This window comes from Enterobacter sp. ENT03 (assembly GCF_019218745.1).
GTDB lineage: Bacteria > Pseudomonadota > Gammaproteobacteria > Enterobacterales > Enterobacteriaceae > Enterobacter_D.
Genome location: NZ_JAHUXA010000001.1, coordinates 706535 through 720905, shown reverse-complemented (window position 1 = coordinate 720905; position 14371 = coordinate 706535). Strand labels below are relative to the sequence as shown.

16 protein-coding genes are annotated in these 14371 nt (G+C 57.8%); 8 read left to right on the top strand and 8 right to left on the bottom strand.

All coding sequences use genetic code 11. From position 1 onward, the window contains the following. The first annotated feature begins 1 nt into the window (after window position 1). The 5 genes from moaB to KW828_RS03385 are packed head-to-tail and all read left to right on the top strand — an operon-like array spanning window position 2 to window position 2461. On the top strand, window positions 2-514 hold the full coding sequence (gene moaB / locus KW828_RS03405; RefSeq protein WP_218334982.1) for a molybdenum cofactor biosynthesis protein B: 513 nt from the start codon (window positions 2-4) through the stop codon (window positions 512-514). A gap of 3 nt (window positions 515-517) precedes the next feature. Further along, the gene (gene moaC, locus KW828_RS03400) at window positions 518-1003 is read left to right on the top strand and encodes a cyclic pyranopterin monophosphate synthase MoaC (protein WP_088219899.1); all 486 of its coding nucleotides are present in this window, start codon (window positions 518-520) and stop codon (window positions 1001-1003) included. Next, the gene (moaD, locus tag KW828_RS03395; protein WP_218334981.1) at window positions 996-1241 is read left to right on the top strand and encodes a molybdopterin synthase sulfur carrier subunit; all 246 of its coding nucleotides are present in this window, start codon (window positions 996-998) and stop codon (window positions 1239-1241) included. The genes moaC and moaD overlap by 8 nt, the downstream gene beginning before the upstream one ends. Window positions 1242-1245: 4 nt before the next feature. Further along, window positions 1246-1698: a molybdopterin synthase catalytic subunit MoaE gene (moaE, locus tag KW828_RS03390; protein WP_218334980.1), complete on the top strand. Its 453-nt coding sequence runs from the start codon at window positions 1246-1248 to the stop codon at window positions 1696-1698. Window positions 1699-1756: 58 nt separating this feature from the next. Next, entirely contained in the window at window positions 1757-2461 is a 705-nt protein-coding gene (locus KW828_RS03385; RefSeq protein ID WP_129362207.1) for a Bax inhibitor-1/YccA family protein, read from the top strand. 87 nt (window positions 2462-2548) lie between these two features. Here KW828_RS03385 and KW828_RS03380 read toward each other — a convergent pair whose 3' ends face one another. The 3 genes from KW828_RS03380 to KW828_RS03370 are packed head-to-tail and all read right to left on the bottom strand — an operon-like array spanning window position 2549 to window position 5516. Then, window positions 2549-3511 carry a YbhN family protein gene (locus tag KW828_RS03380; RefSeq protein ID WP_218334979.1) on the bottom strand — a complete coding sequence of 321 codons (963 nt, stop codon included), beginning with the start codon at window positions 3509-3511 and terminating at the stop codon, window positions 2549-2551. Then, window positions 3511-4758 (bottom strand): cardiolipin synthase ClsB, encoded by a 1248-nt coding sequence (clsB, locus tag KW828_RS03375; RefSeq protein ID WP_218334978.1) that lies wholly within the window; start codon window positions 4756-4758, stop codon window positions 3511-3513. Before clsB ends, KW828_RS03380 begins: the two co-directional genes overlap by 1 nt. Continuing rightward, window positions 4755-5516: an endonuclease/exonuclease/phosphatase family protein gene (locus tag KW828_RS03370; protein ID WP_218334977.1), complete on the bottom strand. Its 762-nt coding sequence runs from the start codon at window positions 5514-5516 to the stop codon at window positions 4755-4757. The genes clsB and KW828_RS03370 overlap by 4 nt, the downstream gene beginning before the upstream one ends. Window positions 5517-5649: 133 nt before the next feature. Here KW828_RS03370 and KW828_RS03365 point away from each other — a divergent pair, with 133 nt between their 5' ends. Next, window positions 5650-6060, top strand: coding sequence for a YbhQ family protein (locus tag KW828_RS03365; RefSeq protein WP_218334976.1), 411 nt, complete (start codon window positions 5650-5652; stop codon window positions 6058-6060). On the opposite strand, the gene KW828_RS03360 is transcribed toward KW828_RS03365, so the two are convergent. The 5 genes from KW828_RS03360 to cecR all read right to left on the bottom strand — a co-directional run bounded on the left by KW828_RS03360 (window position 6022) and on the right by cecR (window position 11852). After that, window positions 6022-7128 (bottom strand): ABC transporter permease, encoded by a 1107-nt coding sequence (locus KW828_RS03360; protein ID WP_129362205.1) that lies wholly within the window; start codon window positions 7126-7128, stop codon window positions 6022-6024. The genes KW828_RS03365 and KW828_RS03360 overlap by 39 nt on opposite strands. Window positions 7129-7327: 199 nt before the next feature. Continuing rightward, window positions 7328-8461, bottom strand: a complete 1134-nt coding sequence (locus tag KW828_RS03355; RefSeq protein ID WP_218334975.1) for an ABC transporter permease — start codon at window positions 8459-8461, stop codon at window positions 7328-7330. After that, entirely contained in the window at window positions 8454-10190 is a 1737-nt protein-coding gene (locus KW828_RS03350) for an ATP-binding cassette domain-containing protein (RefSeq protein ID WP_218334974.1), read from the bottom strand. The genes KW828_RS03355 and KW828_RS03350 overlap by 8 nt, the downstream gene beginning before the upstream one ends. Then, complete coding sequence (hlyD, locus tag KW828_RS03345) at window positions 10183-11178, bottom strand: secretion protein HlyD (protein ID WP_218334973.1); 996 nt, start codon at window positions 11176-11178, stop codon at window positions 10183-10185. Before hlyD ends, KW828_RS03350 begins: the two co-directional genes overlap by 8 nt. Further along, entirely contained in the window at window positions 11175-11852 is a 678-nt protein-coding gene (gene cecR / locus KW828_RS03340; protein ID WP_218334972.1) for a transcriptional regulator CecR, read from the bottom strand. The genes hlyD and cecR overlap by 4 nt, the downstream gene beginning before the upstream one ends. Before the next feature lie 229 nt (window positions 11853-12081). Here cecR and rhlE point away from each other — a divergent pair, with 229 nt between their 5' ends. Together rhlE and KW828_RS03330 are read left to right on the top strand one after the other, a co-directional pair. Then, complete coding sequence (rhlE, locus tag KW828_RS03335) at window positions 12082-13425, top strand: ATP-dependent RNA helicase RhlE (protein WP_218334971.1); 1344 nt, start codon at window positions 12082-12084, stop codon at window positions 13423-13425. A gap of 93 nt (window positions 13426-13518) precedes the next feature. Next, window positions 13519-14253, top strand: a complete 735-nt coding sequence (locus tag KW828_RS03330; protein WP_256349960.1) for a GntR family transcriptional regulator — start codon at window positions 13519-13521, stop codon at window positions 14251-14253. Window positions 14254-14371 lie beyond the last annotated feature (118 nt).

Sequence of the window (14371 nt, the reverse complement as noted above, 5' to 3'; positions counted from 1 at the left end):
CATGAGTCAGGTCAGTGCAGACTTTATCCCGACCCGTATCGCTATTTTAACCGTCACCAGCCGTCGCACCGAAGAGGATGATACCTCCGGCCACTATCTGCGCGATGCCGCGCAGGAAGTGGGGCATCACATCGTTGATAAAGCGATTGTCAAAGAGAACCGCTACGCCATTCGCGCGCAGGTTTCCGTGTGGATCGCCGCAGACGATGTGCAGGTGGTGCTGATCACCGGCGGTACCGGGCTGACCGATGGCGATCAGGCTCCTGAAGCGCTGCTGCCGCTGTTCGACCGCGAAGTGGAAGGCTTCGGGGAAGTGTTCCGTATGCTCTCTTTTGAAGAGATTGGCACCTCGACGCTGCAATCCCGTGCTATCGCAGGCATCGCCAATAAAACGCTGATTTTCGCCATGCCCGGCTCGACAAAAGCCTGCCGCACCGCGTGGGAAAATATCATTGCCCCGCAGCTCGACGCCCGCACCCGGCCGTGTAATTTTCACCCTCATTTAAAGAAATAAACCATGTCTCAGTTAACCCACATTAACGCCGCAGGCGAAGCGCATATGGTGGATGTGTCAGGCAAAGCCGAAACCGTGCGTGAAGCGCGCGCCGAAGCCTTTGTCACCATGCGCCCGGAAACGTTACAGATGATCATCGACGGCAGCCATCACAAAGGCGATGTGTTTGCCACCGCCCGCATCGCGGGGATCCAGGCCGCCAAACGTACATGGGATCTGATCCCGCTGTGCCACCCGCTGATGCTTAGCAAAGTGGAAGTGAATCTGCGCGCCGAACCTGAACATCACCGCGTGCGCATTGAATCTCTCTGCCGGCTGACCGGGAAAACCGGCGTCGAAATGGAAGCGCTGACCGCGGCCTCCGTGGCGGCGCTGACCATTTACGACATGTGCAAAGCCGTGCAGAAAGATATGGTCATTGGCCCGCTGCGCCTGCTGGCGAAAAGCGGCGGTAAATCTGGGGATTTCAGGGTGGCAAGCGATGATTAAGGTGCTGTTTTTTGCGCAGGTGCGCGAACTGGTGGCCTGCGACGGGCTGGAGGTTGACGCCGCGTTCGAGAACGTGGAGCATCTGCGCGCGGCGCTGGCGGCGAAAAGCGATCGCTGGGCGCTGGCGCTGGAATCCGGCAAGCTGCTGGCGGCGGTCAATCAGACGCTGGTGGCCTTTGATCATCCGCTGCGCGACGGCGACGAAGTGGCTTTCTTCCCGCCGGTAACCGGAGGATAAACCGATGGAAAATACCCGCATCCGCGTCGGTCATGACAATTTCAGCGTCGGCGACGAATACCAGTGGCTGGCTGCCTGCGATGAGGACGGCGCGGTCGTCACCTTCACCGGCAAAGTGCGTAACCACAATCTGGGCGACAGCGTCAGCGCGCTGACCCTCGAACACTATCCCGGCATGACCGAGAAAGCCCTCGCGGAGATCGTCAGTGACGCCCGCGCGCGCTGGCCGCTGCAACGGGTTTCCGTCATTCATCGCATCGGGGAATTATGGCCCGGCGACGAAATCGTTTTTGTCGGCGTCACCGGCGCGCACCGTAGCTCTGCCTTTGAAGCGGCACAGTTTATTATGGATTATCTGAAAACCCGCGCGCCGTTCTGGAAGCGTGAAGCCACGCCGGAAGGCAGCCGCTGGGTGGATGCACGGGACAGCGATAAGCAGGCGGCCGACCGCTGGTGAGCCGCTTTCGCAGGGATGTGTTACCCTTATATTCTCTTCACTTAATCAGGAGTTAATCATGGACAGATACCCACGAAGCGGCTCGATTGTCGAGGCGCGCGGCGGTCTGCAAACCTATATGGCACAGGTGTATGGCTGGATGACCTGCGGTCTGCTGTTGACCGCCTTTATCGCCTGGTATTCCGCGAATACCCCGGCGGTAATGATGTTTGTCTTCTCCAGCAAAATCACCTTCTTCGGACTGGTGATCGCGCAACTGGCGCTGGTGTTTGTACTTTCCGGCATGGTGCATCGTCTGAGTGCCGGGATGGCCACCACGCTGTTTATGCTCTATTCGGCGCTGACCGGGCTGACCATTTCCAGTATTTTCCTCGTCTACACTTACTCCTCTATCGCCAGTACCTTTGTGGTGGCCGGCGGGATGTTTGGTGCGATGAGCCTCTACGGTTACACCACGAAGCGCGATTTAAGTGGCTTCGGTAATATGCTGTTTATGGCGCTGATTGGGATCGTGCTGGCTTCGCTCGTCAACTTCTGGCTGAAAAGCGAAGCGCTGATGTGGGCAGTGACCTATATCGGGGTGATTGTGTTTGTGGGGCTGACGGCCTATGACACGCAGAAACTGAAAAATATCGGCGAGAATATCGACACCCGCGACAGCACTAACCTGCGTCGTTATTCGATCCTCGGTGCGCTGACACTGTATCTGGACTTTATAAACCTGTTCCTGATGCTGTTGCGCATTTTCGGCAACCGCCGCTGATAATAACAGTGCCGGGCGGCACGTTGTTTGCCCGGCCTACAGAGCGCGTAGGCCCGGTAAGCGCAGCGCCACCCGGCACTAAATCGCTTACTTCGCCATCGCCTTCTCGTTTTTCGCACGCAACTTCTTCGCCCGACCTTCCAGCAGCAGATAAGACACCAGCGCCAGCAGCAGCGGAATAAAGTAATACAGCATACGGTAAGCGAGCAGGGCGGCGATAATAGCCCCTTTTGTCGTATGTTCCCCCGCCAGCAGCGCAATAAACACCGCTTCCAGCACGCCGATACCCGCCGGGATATGCACGATCACCCCGGCGATGCTGCTCACCAGCAGCACCCCCAGCACGAAGAAATAGTTCACTTCCTGGCCCAGCAACAGCCAGATGATGGCCCCCATCGCCATCCAGTTAGCGCTGGAGATCGCCATCTGTGCCAGCGCAAACTTCCAGGAGGGCAGCACCAGCTTCTGCCCTTTAATGGTGGCATGACGACGTTTGGCAAAAGCGCAGAACCACATATACACCGCGATAAACGCCAGCAGCACGATGCCGGCAATGCGCAGCGTCCCTTCGTCGATATACCAGTGCGCCGGCAGCTCCACCACGCCGAAGGTAAAGATAATGCCGCCCAGCAGGATATAGCCCAGCCAGTTAGTGGTGATACTCAGTGAGAAAATACGGGTGATAGTGCTGCCCGGCAGCCCCAGCCGGGAATAGAGCCGGTAGCGCATACCAATGCCGCCGACCCAGGTGCTTAACGTCAGGTTAAAGGCATAGCAGATAAACGACACCAGCATCACCTGCCGCGCTGCCAGCTTATGCCCGCAGTAGGTGCGCGCCAGCAGATCGTAACAGCCGTACAGCAGATAGCTCACTACCACCAGCCCCAGCGCAATCAGCAACGTGCTGCGGTTATAGTTGCGGATCACCTCCCAGACATCTTCCCAGTTCACCGTGCGGGCATACACCACCAGCAGGACCGCCATGGCGATAAAAAACACCCATGTGAGGATTTTTTTGGCAATGCGCCACTTCGGATGCGATTTTGCCATCAGGGTTTTACCTCAGAGTTTTCGGGAGTGACGCGATCCTGCGTTTCGATTTCCGGTTGTACCGGCGCAGGCACCTGCGCCAGCCGTGGCGTATGGGCTGGTAACCAGCCTACCAGTGCCGGGAATTTACGCAGGAAGTGGAACACCACCACGTTAATGGCCAGATTCCACCAGGTGCGTTTCGGTGCCATGGTTTCATCCACGCGCTGACAGTCATTGGCGATAATCGCGTGAAGATTTTCGCGCAGCGTCTGGTTGAACTCGCGGTCATGAATGATCAGATTCGCTTCCAGATTCAGCGACAGGCTGAGCGGATCGAGGTTGCTGGAGCCAACGGTGGCCCAGTGGTCGTCCATCAGCGCCACTTTGCCGTGCAGCGGTCGACGACGGTACTCGTACACCTGCACACCGCCTTTCAGCAGGTAGTTGTACAGCAGTTCCGCGCCCACTTTCACTATCGGCATATCCGGTTCACCCTGCACGATCAGCTTCACCCGCACGCCGCGCCGGGCCGCATTGCGCATGGCGTGCAGCAGACGGTAGCCAGGGAAGAAATAGGCGTTGGCGATAATCACTTCGCGTTTGGCATTAGCGAGCATCTTCAGATAGTGCCGCTCAATGTCGTCCCGGTGATCGTCGTTATCGCGCCAGACAAACAGCGCCTGCGCTTCGCCTGGCGTGCGGTTTTCTTCCGCCAGATGACGACGACGCTGCCGCCACCAGCGGCGGGTTTGTGCGTTCTGCGGCAGGTTTTCCAGCTCAAATTGCAGAATATCCAGCACCACCGGGCCTTCCACCCGCACCGCATAATCTTGTTTGGCTTCCGGCCCGTAATCGGACATATGCTCGGCGGAGTAGTTAATGCCGCCAACAAAGGCGATGGTATTGTCGATCACCACAATCTTGCGATGCATACGGCGGAATACATTGGTGCGCATCCCCATCAGCGGTGGACGCGGATCGTAATAGCGGAACACTACGCCCGCCGAGGTGAGCTGACTGACAAATTCATCGCTCAGATCCGGTGAGCCGTAGCCGTCCAGTAACACTTCCACATCCACGCCGCGCTGCGCCGCACGCAGGATCACCGCATGCAACTGCTTGCCGACGTCATCTTCAAACCAGATAAAGGTTTCAAGGATCACTTTGCGCTGTGCATGATCGATCGCCTCAAACACTGCCGGATAATATTCGTCGCCGTTTTCCAGAAGCTGGATACGGTTTCCATCTCGCCAGCCACATTTCATAAATGGATCTCCGCGCTCAGTGGCGCATGATCGGACAAATGACGCCAGTTGCGCAGCGGAAGCGCCGTGGGCGCGCTGGCACTGGCATTCTTCACATAAATACGATCAAGACGTAGCACCGGGAAACTGACCGGGAAAGTGCGCGCCGGACGCCCGTGCGCCCGCGTAAAAATCTCCTCCAGCCCGGCCTTGGTCTGCAGGGGGCGATTGGCTTTTTGCAGCCAGTCGTTAAAATCCCCCGCCACCAGTACCGGCTCCCCCTCAGGGAATGAATTTACCCATTCGGCCAGCATATCCAGCTGCGCCTGCCGGTGCGCCTCGCGCAGGCCCAGATGGACGCAAATCACATGGATTGGCCGGTCATACTGCGGCGGCGCAATGCGGCAATAGAGCAGACCGCGGTTCTCGCTGCCTTCCACCGACACATCACGATTCTCATAATGTTCTATCGGATAGCGCGACAGCACGGCGTTGCCGTGGTGCCCTTCAGGGTAGACGGCGTTACGACCATAGGCAAAGTCGCTCCACATGGTGTCAGCGAGAAATTCATAGTGCGTGGTGTCCGGCCAGTTCTCGACGTGCAGGGGGTGCACTTCGTGGGCGCCCATCACTTCCTGCAAACAGACAATATCCGCGCTGACGGTGCGCACCGCATCGCGCAACTCAGGCAAAATGAAGCGTTTATTAAATGTTGTGAAGCCCTTGTGCGTATTAATGGTGAGCACTTTCAAAGAAAACTGTCGGGTTTGTTGCGTCATTTTTATCCTTCCCGCGTCACTATCCTGATGAAAATAAAGTGTAGTCCTTGTCACAAAAAGATGCGGCCTTACGGATTTTTCCGTAAAGTCCGGTACTCTCAATACAGTTAAATATCCGTTAAGGAGATAAGCCATGAGATGGCAACAACGTATTCGTGTCGCAACAGGCTTAAGTTGCTGGCAGATTGTGTTGCATTTAATGGTCGTCGCAGTGCTGGTTATGGGCTGGATGAGCAAGGCGCTGGTGCATGTCGGCCTGGGGTTGTGCGTGGTTTATGGCGTCACGGTGATCCTGATGCTGGCCCTGCAACGTCACCACGAAGCAAAGTGGCGCGAAATGGGCGATTTCCTCGAAGAGCTGACCACCACCTGGTATTTTGGCGCGGCCATGATCGTGCTGTGGCTGCTCTCCCGCGTGCTGCAAAATAACCTGCTGCTGGCGCTGGCGGGCGTGGTGATCCTTGCCGGTCCCGCCATCATTTCGCTGCTGATGAAAGATAAAACATCAGGCCACTTTACGACGAAACATCGCGTACGCCGCTGAACCTGTCGTGGCCGTTATCACCAGTAACGGCCACAAACTTCCCCACACGATCCCCAGACTCGCATCCTTGAGATAAATTTGCTTGGTAATGTCGGTGAAATGGCGGATCGGATTCACCCACGTCAGATTCTGTAACCAGATCGGCATGTTCTCCACCGGCGACACATAGCCGGAGAGCAAAATCGCCGGCATCATAAACACGAACACGCCGATAAACGCCTGCTGCTGGGTGGCGCACAGCGACGAAATCAACAGCCCGAAGCCTACCAGCGACAGCCCGTAAATCACCATGGTGAAATAAAACAGCAGCAGCGATCCGGCAAAGGGGATCTGATAGGCAAAAATACCGATGCCGAGCACGATAGTCGCCTGGAAGGTGGCGACGATTAACGCCGGTACTGCTTTGCCAACGAAGATCTGCCAGGTGGCCAGCGGCGACACCAGCAGCTGATCCAGCGTGCCCTGTTCCCGCTCGCGCGCCACCGACAGCGAGGTGACAATCATCACGCCAATGGTGGTGATCATCGCAATCAACGATGGCACAACAAACCATTTGTAATCGAGGTTCGGGTTATACCAGTTGCGCACCACCAGTTCGCTGTTGTTTGGTTTTGGCTTATCCCCCAGCAACTCCTGCTGATAATCTTTGACGATCTGCTGCAAATAGTTGGCGGCGATCTGCGCGCTGTTCGAGTTACGTCCATCCAGGATCAACTGCATCGGCGCGGGCTGGAACGTATCAAGATTACGGGAGAAATCTGCCGGGAAGCGCACCAGCAGCAGCGCTTTTTGCTGGTCAATGGTTGGCTTAATCTCCTGCGGGCTGGCGAGCATGATGACGTGCGTAAAGGCTTTCGCCCGCGCAAAGCGCTGGGTCAGCTCAATGGCATGTTTGCCGTTGTCCTCGTTATAGATGGCAACGGTGGCGTTGGTGACCTCCAGCGTGGCGGCAAAGGGAAACAGCAGCACCTGGATCAACACCGGCAGCACCAGAATGGCGCGGGTTTGCGGCTCGCGCAGCAGCGATTGCAGCTCTTTACGGATCAGCGTCCAGAGTCGGTGAAACATAGCATCTCCTTAATGTCGGGTATCGCGCAGCGATCCCGACCTACAACCTGTAGGCCCGGCAAGCCTGTGCCGCCGGGCGTTGAATATTGCACCGTGGCCGTTATTTTCGCCGGGCGGCGACGATGTCTTGCCCGGCCTACATGCCCCGTAGGTCCGTTAAGTCCCGTAGGCCCGGTAAGCGCAGCGCCACCGGGCAAAGTCAATCCAGCCGCCGTTTGGTTTTCATCCACGTCAGGCCGATAAACATCACCGCCGAGGCGACCAGAAACAGCGTATTGATCACCAGCACCGTCGGGATATTTCCCGCCAGAAACAGGCTTTGCAGCGTGCTGGCGAAATAGCGCGCCGGAATAATGTAGGTCACCATGCGAATGGCGGCGGGCATACTGTCGATCTGAAAAATAAAGCCGGACAGCATCACCGACGGCAGAAACGCGGCGTTCAGCGCCACCTGCGCAGCATTAAACTGGTTGCGGGTGATGGTGGAAATCAGCAGCCCCATGCCGAGCGTGCTCAGTAAAAACAGACTGGTGATCAGAAACAGCACCAGCAGCGAGCCGCGGTAGGGCACGCCCAGCACGAACACCGACACCAGCATGCACAGCAGCATCGCCAGCATGCCGAGAAAATAGTAGGGGATGAGCTTGCACAACAGCAGCTCACCGCGCGTCACCTCGGTGGAGAGCAGCGCCTCCATGGTGCCGCGCTCCCACTCCCGCGCCACCACCAGTGAGGTCAGGATCGCGCCGATCACCGTCATAATGATGGTCACCGCGCCGGGGATAATAAAATGCTGGCTGATGGCCGCCGGGTTAAACCAGTAGCGCATCTGCACGTCGATCAGCGGTTCAAAAGACTCGCCGCGATCGCTGGCACGCTGGGCCTGCCATAGCTGCCAGATGCCCTGCATATAGCCCTGCACAAAGTTGGCGGTATTTGGCTCGCTCCCATCGGTGATCACCTGAATGGGCGCTTCATCGCCGGGGCGCGCCATTTTTTCAGCGAAATCCACCGGGATCACCACCAGCCCGCGAATGCGCCCGGCCTGCATCATTTCGATAAGCTGCGGGCGGCTGTTGCTGATGGTGGCGTCGATGTAAGGGGAGCCGGTCATCGCATGAGTGAAATCCAGCGCCTCCTCGCTGCGTTGCTCCAGCAGTACGCCGACGCGCAGCTTGCTGGAATCAAGGTTAATGCCGTAACCGAAGATAAACAGCAACAGCAGCGGAATGACAAAGGCGATCAGCCAACTGCTGGGATCGCGCACGATTTGCCGCGTCTCTTTGACGCACAGCGCACGCACCCGCCGCCAGCTTAACGCAGAACTACGCATGGGTATGCTCCTCGTCCCAGTCGTTGATCAAGCGAATAAACGCCTGCTCCATGGTTGGATCCGGCTGTGCATCGTCGGCGGCCTGCGCTTTGAGATCGTCCGGCGTGCCGCTGGCAATCAACTTGCCGCGATACACCAGGCCAATGCGATCGCAGTATTCCGCTTCATCCATAAAGTGCGTGGTCACCATCACGGTGACGCCTTTTTCCACCATGCTGTTAATGTGCAGCCAGAATTCACGGCGGGTGAGGGGATCGACGCCGGAGGTTGGCTCATCCAGAAACAGAATATCCGGCTCGTGCATCAGCGAGCAGGCCAGCGCCAGCCGCTGTTTAAAGCCGAGCGGCAGCGAGTCCGTGGCCTGTCCGGCGAGGCTTTTCAGGCCGAACGCCTCGCTCATGCGGTTGATCTTCTCATCCTGCGCCCGCCCGCGCAGGCCATAGACGCCGGAGAAAAAGCGCAGGTTCTGCTCGACGCTCAGGTTGCCGTACAGCGAGAATTTTTGCGCCATATAGCCCAGATGCTGACGCGCTTTGCCGGAGCTGACTTTCAGATCCATGCCCAGCACCAGCGCGTTGCCGGAGGTCGGGACCAGCAATCCGCACATCATTTTAAAGGTGGTGGATTTTCCGGCGCCGTTCGGTCCGAGCAGCCCGAAGATCTCCCCGCGCTTCACGCTGAAATCCACATGATCGGTGGCGGCGAAATCACCGAATTTTTTGGTCAGTTGTCGGGCCTCGATCACCGTTTCGTCAGCACTGCCGTTAACGGTATGCAGAATAGCGCCGAGCGGCGATTCCGACGCACCCGCGCCGCCGAGCAGATCGATAAACGCATCTTCAAAACGCGGCGCGGTTTCCGCGATCTCAATCTCCGGCATACCGGGGGCCTGGCGAATGTCATCGGCGGTGGCCGCTTTTTTGAGGATCAGGCGCACGGATTTGCCCTGGATCATGCCGTCGCTCACCTGCGGCAGTTTCAGCGCGCGCTGCAACAGACGACGGTTATTTTCCTGCGGGCTGTGCAGCAGAAAACTGCGTCCGGCGATGGTCTGCGTCAGCGCTTTCGGCTCGCCCTGATACAGCAACTCGCCTTCGTTCATCAGCAGCACATCGCGGCACTGTTCGGCTTCATCCAGATAGGAGGTGCTCCACAGGATCAGCATCCCGTCGCCCGCCAGTTCGTGCACCATCTGCCACAGCTCCCGGCGGGAGATAGGATCGACGCCGACCCCAGGCTCGTCGAGCAGCAGCACTTTTGGCTCGCCCACCAGCGTACAGGCCAGCCCCAGTTTCTGCTTCATGCCGCCGGAGAGTTTCCCCGCCAGCCGCCCGGTGAACGGACCCAGCGCGGTGAATTCCAGCAACCGCGCGAAAGTTTGTTTGCGCGCATCGCCCGTCACGCTGCGCAGATCGGCATACAGATTGAGGTTTTCCATCACCGTCAGATCTTCATACAGGCCGAATTTTTGCGGCATATAGCCCAGCACTGCGTGCAGCGCCCGGTCGTCTTTGATCGGATCAAAGCCCAGCACGCGCGCCTCGCCCTCATCGGGTTTCATCAGCCCGGCCAGCATGCGCATCAGCGTCGTTTTGCCCGCGCCGTCCGGCCCGACAAGGCCGGTGACGTAGCCGGAGGCGATCTCACAGTCCAGCCGCGCCACGGCGGGCTTGTCCATCCCGGCAAAGCGTTTGACCAGGCCGCTTAACTGGATCGCGTCATTATTCATGCGCCGCGGCATCCTGGAAGGTGGCGGTGATCGGCATCCCCTGGCGCAGGTTATCGTCGGCATCGGTGACGATAATACGCAGGCGATACACCAGGTCGGTGCGCAGATCCGGCGTCTCGACGGTCTTCGGCGTGAACTCCGCCGTCGGCGAAACAAAACCGATTTTGCCGTGATACGGCTTATCCGGTCGGCCATCGGTATAGAGCAGGATCTCCCGCCCAGGCCGCGCTTCGCTGAGGCTCTGTTCATTAATATAGGCACGCACCCATACCGGGCGGGTAAGCGACAGGGTTAACACTGTGCTGCCTGCGTTCAGCATACTGCCCGGCTCCACGGCGCGGGTGAGGACGGTGCCATCGGATGGCGCAACCAGCGTGGTGTCATGCAGATCCAGCTGTGCCTGAGCCAGCTGTGCCTGCGCTTGTTCAAGCCCCGCTTTCGCCTGCGCGATCTCCTGGGGACGATTCCCGGCACGGAACTGGTTAAGTTTATCCTGCGCCGATTTCAGGCTGGCCTGCGCCTGGTCGCGTGACGAACGGGCATTTTCCAGATCGTTGGCGGAGATCACGCGGGTCTTCCACAGTCCCTGCTGGCGCTGGTAAAAGTTTTGCGCATAGTCATAGGCTGCGCGTGCCTGATTCACTGCTGCCACCGCCTGGGCGATCTCTTCATCGCGGTAGCCCGCAATAGTCAGATCGTATTTCGCCTGGGCGGTGGAGACGTTGGCTTTCGCCTGCAATAACGCATTCTCATAGGGCGCGCGATCCAGCACGCCCAGCGTCTGACCCGCTTTTAGCTGGTCGCCTTCATCGACGTTCAGCGCCTGTAGCCGCCCACCGACGCGAAAGCTGAGATTGACCGTGCGAATATCCACGTTACCGTACAGCGTTAGCGGCTGATCCTGTCGGCTCTGATACCACAGCGTGCCCGCGCCGATAATGGCGAGCACCACGACCATCGCCAGTGCGATAATCACCTGTTTTTTCATGACTCCTGGCTCCTTAACGTTAATCCTTCGAGGATAAGATCGAGATGGCAGCAGATGACTTCATAGATTTGCGCACATTTGTCCGTGTCAAACGCCTGCCAGCCGGCGCGCAGTAAAATAGTTTCCCGGCCAAGGCGAAAGGCGAGGATCTCACCGAGCAGGGCATGGGTATGCAAAATCGTGCGCGTATCGCCGGCGTCTCGTCCGGTAAAGGCGGCGATCAAGCGTGTTAAATGGTTGTGCAGCGGATCGATCACCTGCTGGTGGATCAGCTGATAGGCGCGGGTAGGGGAGAGCTGCTCGCGGGAGATAAATTTACTTAGCGGCAGCGTTTCATCTTCCGTCAGCAACTGGACCATGTTGTTGCAGGCGCGCAGGATCAGCTCGCGAATGGCGGCTTTCTCCGGCGCGGGCTGCGCCAGCAACTGCTCGGCGGCCTCGGCATGGGTACGGAAGTTCTCGCCAATAAAGTCGGCAATCGACTGAGCGCAGGCGAGGTAAAGATCCTCTTTTGACCCAAAATAGTAGGGGATGGCGGCAATGTTTTGCCCGGCCTGCGCGGCAATCTCACGGGTGGTGGCATTCAGGCCATACTCACCGAACTGCGCCAGCGCCGCTTTGATCAGCAGGCCTTTTGCCTGTTCGCCTTTACTTGTTTTCAGGGATGCATTCATGACGTCATTAAAAATTAATCAATCGATTGATTAACATTATGACGGATTTTTAACCTTGTCCAGTACAGTGAATTATTTTGCTGACAACGGGCGAGGGGATAATTTATGCGGTGTGTCACAAAAGCTGCTACACTCCGCCACTTCATGACATTGTGGTTTTTGTCATCTGTCACGTTACTGATCTCCCTGAAAACTACACCGGTAACGGTCGGGGCGGTTCGGAGTTGTTATGTCTTTTGATGAACTGGGTTTAAACCCTGAGATCCTGCGCGCCGTTGCTGAGCAGGGCTACCGCGAACCCACTCCAATTCAGCAGCAGGCCATTCCGGCCGTGTTGCAGGGGCGCGACCTGATGGCCAGCGCCCAAACCGGTACCGGCAAAACCGCAGGCTTTACGCTGCCGTTATTGCAACACCTGGTGGACAATGAGCCGCACAGCAAAGCGCGCCGTCCGGTGCGTGCGTTGATCCTGACCCCAACCCGCGAGCTGGCGGCCCAGGTCGGTGAAAACGTCCGTGAATACAGCAAGTACCTGAACATTCGCTCGCTGGTGGTTTTCGGCGGTGTGAGCATCAACCCGCAGATGCTGAAACTGCGCGGCGGCGTGGACGTGCTGGTGGCAACACCGGGCCGTTTACTCGATCTGGAACACCAGAACGCCCTGAAGCTCGACAGCGTTGAGATCCTCGTGCTGGACGAAGCGGACCGCATGCTGGATATGGGCTTTATTCACGACATTCGTCGTGTACTGGCGAAGCTGCCGAAAAAGCGTCAGAACCTGCTGTTCTCTGCCACCTTCTCTGATGAGATCAAGAGCCTGGCGGAAAAACTGCTGCACAACCCGCTGGAAATCGAAGTGGCGCGTCGCAACACTGCCTCTGAGCAGATCACCCAGCACGTTCACTTTGTGGATAAAAAACGCAAACGGGAACTGCTGTCACAGATGATCGGCCAGGGCAACTGGCAGCAGGTGCTGGTGTTTACCCGTACCAAGCACGGCGCGAACCATCTTGCCGAGCAGCTGAACAAAGACGGCATCCGCAGTGCGGCGATCCACGGCAATAAAAGCCAGGGCGCACGTACCCGGGCGCTGGCGGATTTCAAATCCGGCGAACTGCGCGTGCTGGTGGCGACGGATATTGCCGCCCGTGGTCTGGACATCGAAGAGCTGCCGCACGTGGTGAACTATGAACTGCCAAACGTGCCGGAAGACTACGTGCACCGTATTGGCCGTACAGGTCGTGCCGCGGCGACCGGCGAAGCGTTATCGCTGGTGTGCGTCGATGAGCACAAACTGCTGCGTGATATTGAACGTCTGCTGAAAAAAGAGATCCCGCGTATTGCTGTTGCGGGCTATGAACCGGATCCGTCGATCAAAGCGGAACCTATTCAGAACGGTCGTCAGCAGCGTAGCGGCGGTGGCGGTGGTGGACGCGGGCAGGGCGGCAATGGTCGCAGCCAGCAGCCACGCCGTAGCGACAGTTCAGCGCCAGGCGCGCGCCGCACCAGCGAGTCAAAGCCGGCCGGTGAAAAACCGCGCCGTCCACGTCCTCGCAAACCGGCAGCCCAGTAACCGGCATTCCCTCTCCTGCGGGAGAGGGAAAATCCGCGTTGTCTCTTTGTCAGCGGATCGCTAACATACCCGGCAGTGTGGGGGAGCGCTCTGATGATCGATAAACATTCTACCGTCCCGGTATATTTACAGCTTGAACAGTATCTGACTGGCCGCATCTGCGCCGGTGATTTACGTCCAGGTGACGTTATTCCGTCGGAAAATGAACTCTGCCAGCAGTTTTCGGTGTCGCGCATGACCGCGCGTAAAGCCGTCGATTATCTGGTCCGGCAGGGAAAAGTTGAGCGCCGTCGCGGCCAGGGCACCTTTGTTGCTCATCCCAAAAAAATCCTCCGTATTCCGTTACCCCTTGATCGTCATCTCTCCTCCAGCGAAGCCATGCTCGGTCTTGACGAGCCGGTGATAAACCGTCTGATCTGCCTCTCGCGTCAGGCAGCGCCTGACGATATTGCTGAAAAGCTGCATATCCAGGCCGGGGATACGGTGTGGTTTATGAAACGCCTGCGCCTGCTGGATGAGGTGCCCTTTGTGTTTGAACAGTCCTGGATGCTGTTTGCCCCGTTCAGCGATCTGTGCGAAGCCGATCTCAACGCCTCGAAATACGCCTATATCAGCCGCAAAGGCCACACCGTTGCCCGCTCAGAAAAAGAGATCCGTGCTGAGCTGCCGTCCCAGGACGTGCGTGATATGCTCGGTATCAACCGTGATGAACCCGTTTTACATGCCACTTCCGTCGCCTGGCTTGCGGAAGGCATTCCCTTCGAAGTTTCTGAAATCTATTACAACCAGCAGCATTACCGTTTCACGCTGACCGCCGAACGTCCGTAACAGCAACGCTGTTCTGTGATCCAACTCTGGTTATAAAATAAGTGGGCTAGACAACTATACATCTAAGCTGCCTATACTCGTGGCAGGTTCTCGATCCGTTATACCCTTACTTGAATAA

Excerpts from the sequence above, each read along its gene's own strand:
- rhlE (WP_218334971.1), top strand. The coding sequence starts at position 12,082 with ATGTCTTTTGATGAACTGGGTTTAAACCCTGAGATCCTGCGCGCCGTT.
- moaB (WP_218334982.1), top strand. The coding sequence starts at position 2 with ATGAGTCAGGTCAGTGCAGACTTTATCCCGACCCGTATCGCTATTTTA.
- KW828_RS03355 (WP_218334975.1), bottom strand. The coding sequence starts at position 8,461 with ATGCGTAGTTCTGCGTTAAGCTGGCGGCGGGTGCGTGCGCTGTGCGTC.
- moaC (WP_088219899.1), top strand. The coding sequence starts at position 518 with ATGTCTCAGTTAACCCACATTAACGCCGCAGGCGAAGCGCATATGGTG.
- KW828_RS03360 (WP_129362205.1), bottom strand. The coding sequence starts at position 7,128 with ATGTTTCACCGACTCTGGACGCTGATCCGTAAAGAGCTGCAATCGCTG.
- KW828_RS03385 (WP_129362207.1), top strand. The coding sequence starts at position 1,757 with ATGGACAGATACCCACGAAGCGGCTCGATTGTCGAGGCGCGCGGCGGT.
- KW828_RS03370 (WP_218334977.1), bottom strand. The coding sequence starts at position 5,516 with ATGACGCAACAAACCCGACAGTTTTCTTTGAAAGTGCTCACCATTAAT.
- KW828_RS03330 (WP_256349960.1), top strand. The coding sequence starts at position 13,519 with ATGATCGATAAACATTCTACCGTCCCGGTATATTTACAGCTTGAACAG.
- KW828_RS03380 (WP_218334979.1), bottom strand. The coding sequence starts at position 3,511 with ATGGCAAAATCGCATCCGAAGTGGCGCATTGCCAAAAAAATCCTCACA.
- clsB (WP_218334978.1), bottom strand. The coding sequence starts at position 4,758 with ATGAAATGTGGCTGGCGAGATGGAAACCGTATCCAGCTTCTGGAAAAC.
- KW828_RS03365 (WP_218334976.1), top strand. The coding sequence starts at position 5,650 with ATGAGATGGCAACAACGTATTCGTGTCGCAACAGGCTTAAGTTGCTGG.
- cecR (WP_218334972.1), bottom strand. The coding sequence starts at position 11,852 with ATGAATGCATCCCTGAAAACAAGTAAAGGCGAACAGGCAAAAGGCCTG.
- moaE (WP_218334980.1), top strand. The coding sequence starts at position 1,246 with ATGGAAAATACCCGCATCCGCGTCGGTCATGACAATTTCAGCGTCGGC.
- KW828_RS03350 (WP_218334974.1), bottom strand. The coding sequence starts at position 10,190 with ATGAATAATGACGCGATCCAGTTAAGCGGCCTGGTCAAACGCTTTGCC.
- hlyD (WP_218334973.1), bottom strand. The coding sequence starts at position 11,178 with ATGAAAAAACAGGTGATTATCGCACTGGCGATGGTCGTGGTGCTCGCC.
- moaD (WP_218334981.1), top strand. The coding sequence starts at position 996 with ATGATTAAGGTGCTGTTTTTTGCGCAGGTGCGCGAACTGGTGGCCTGC.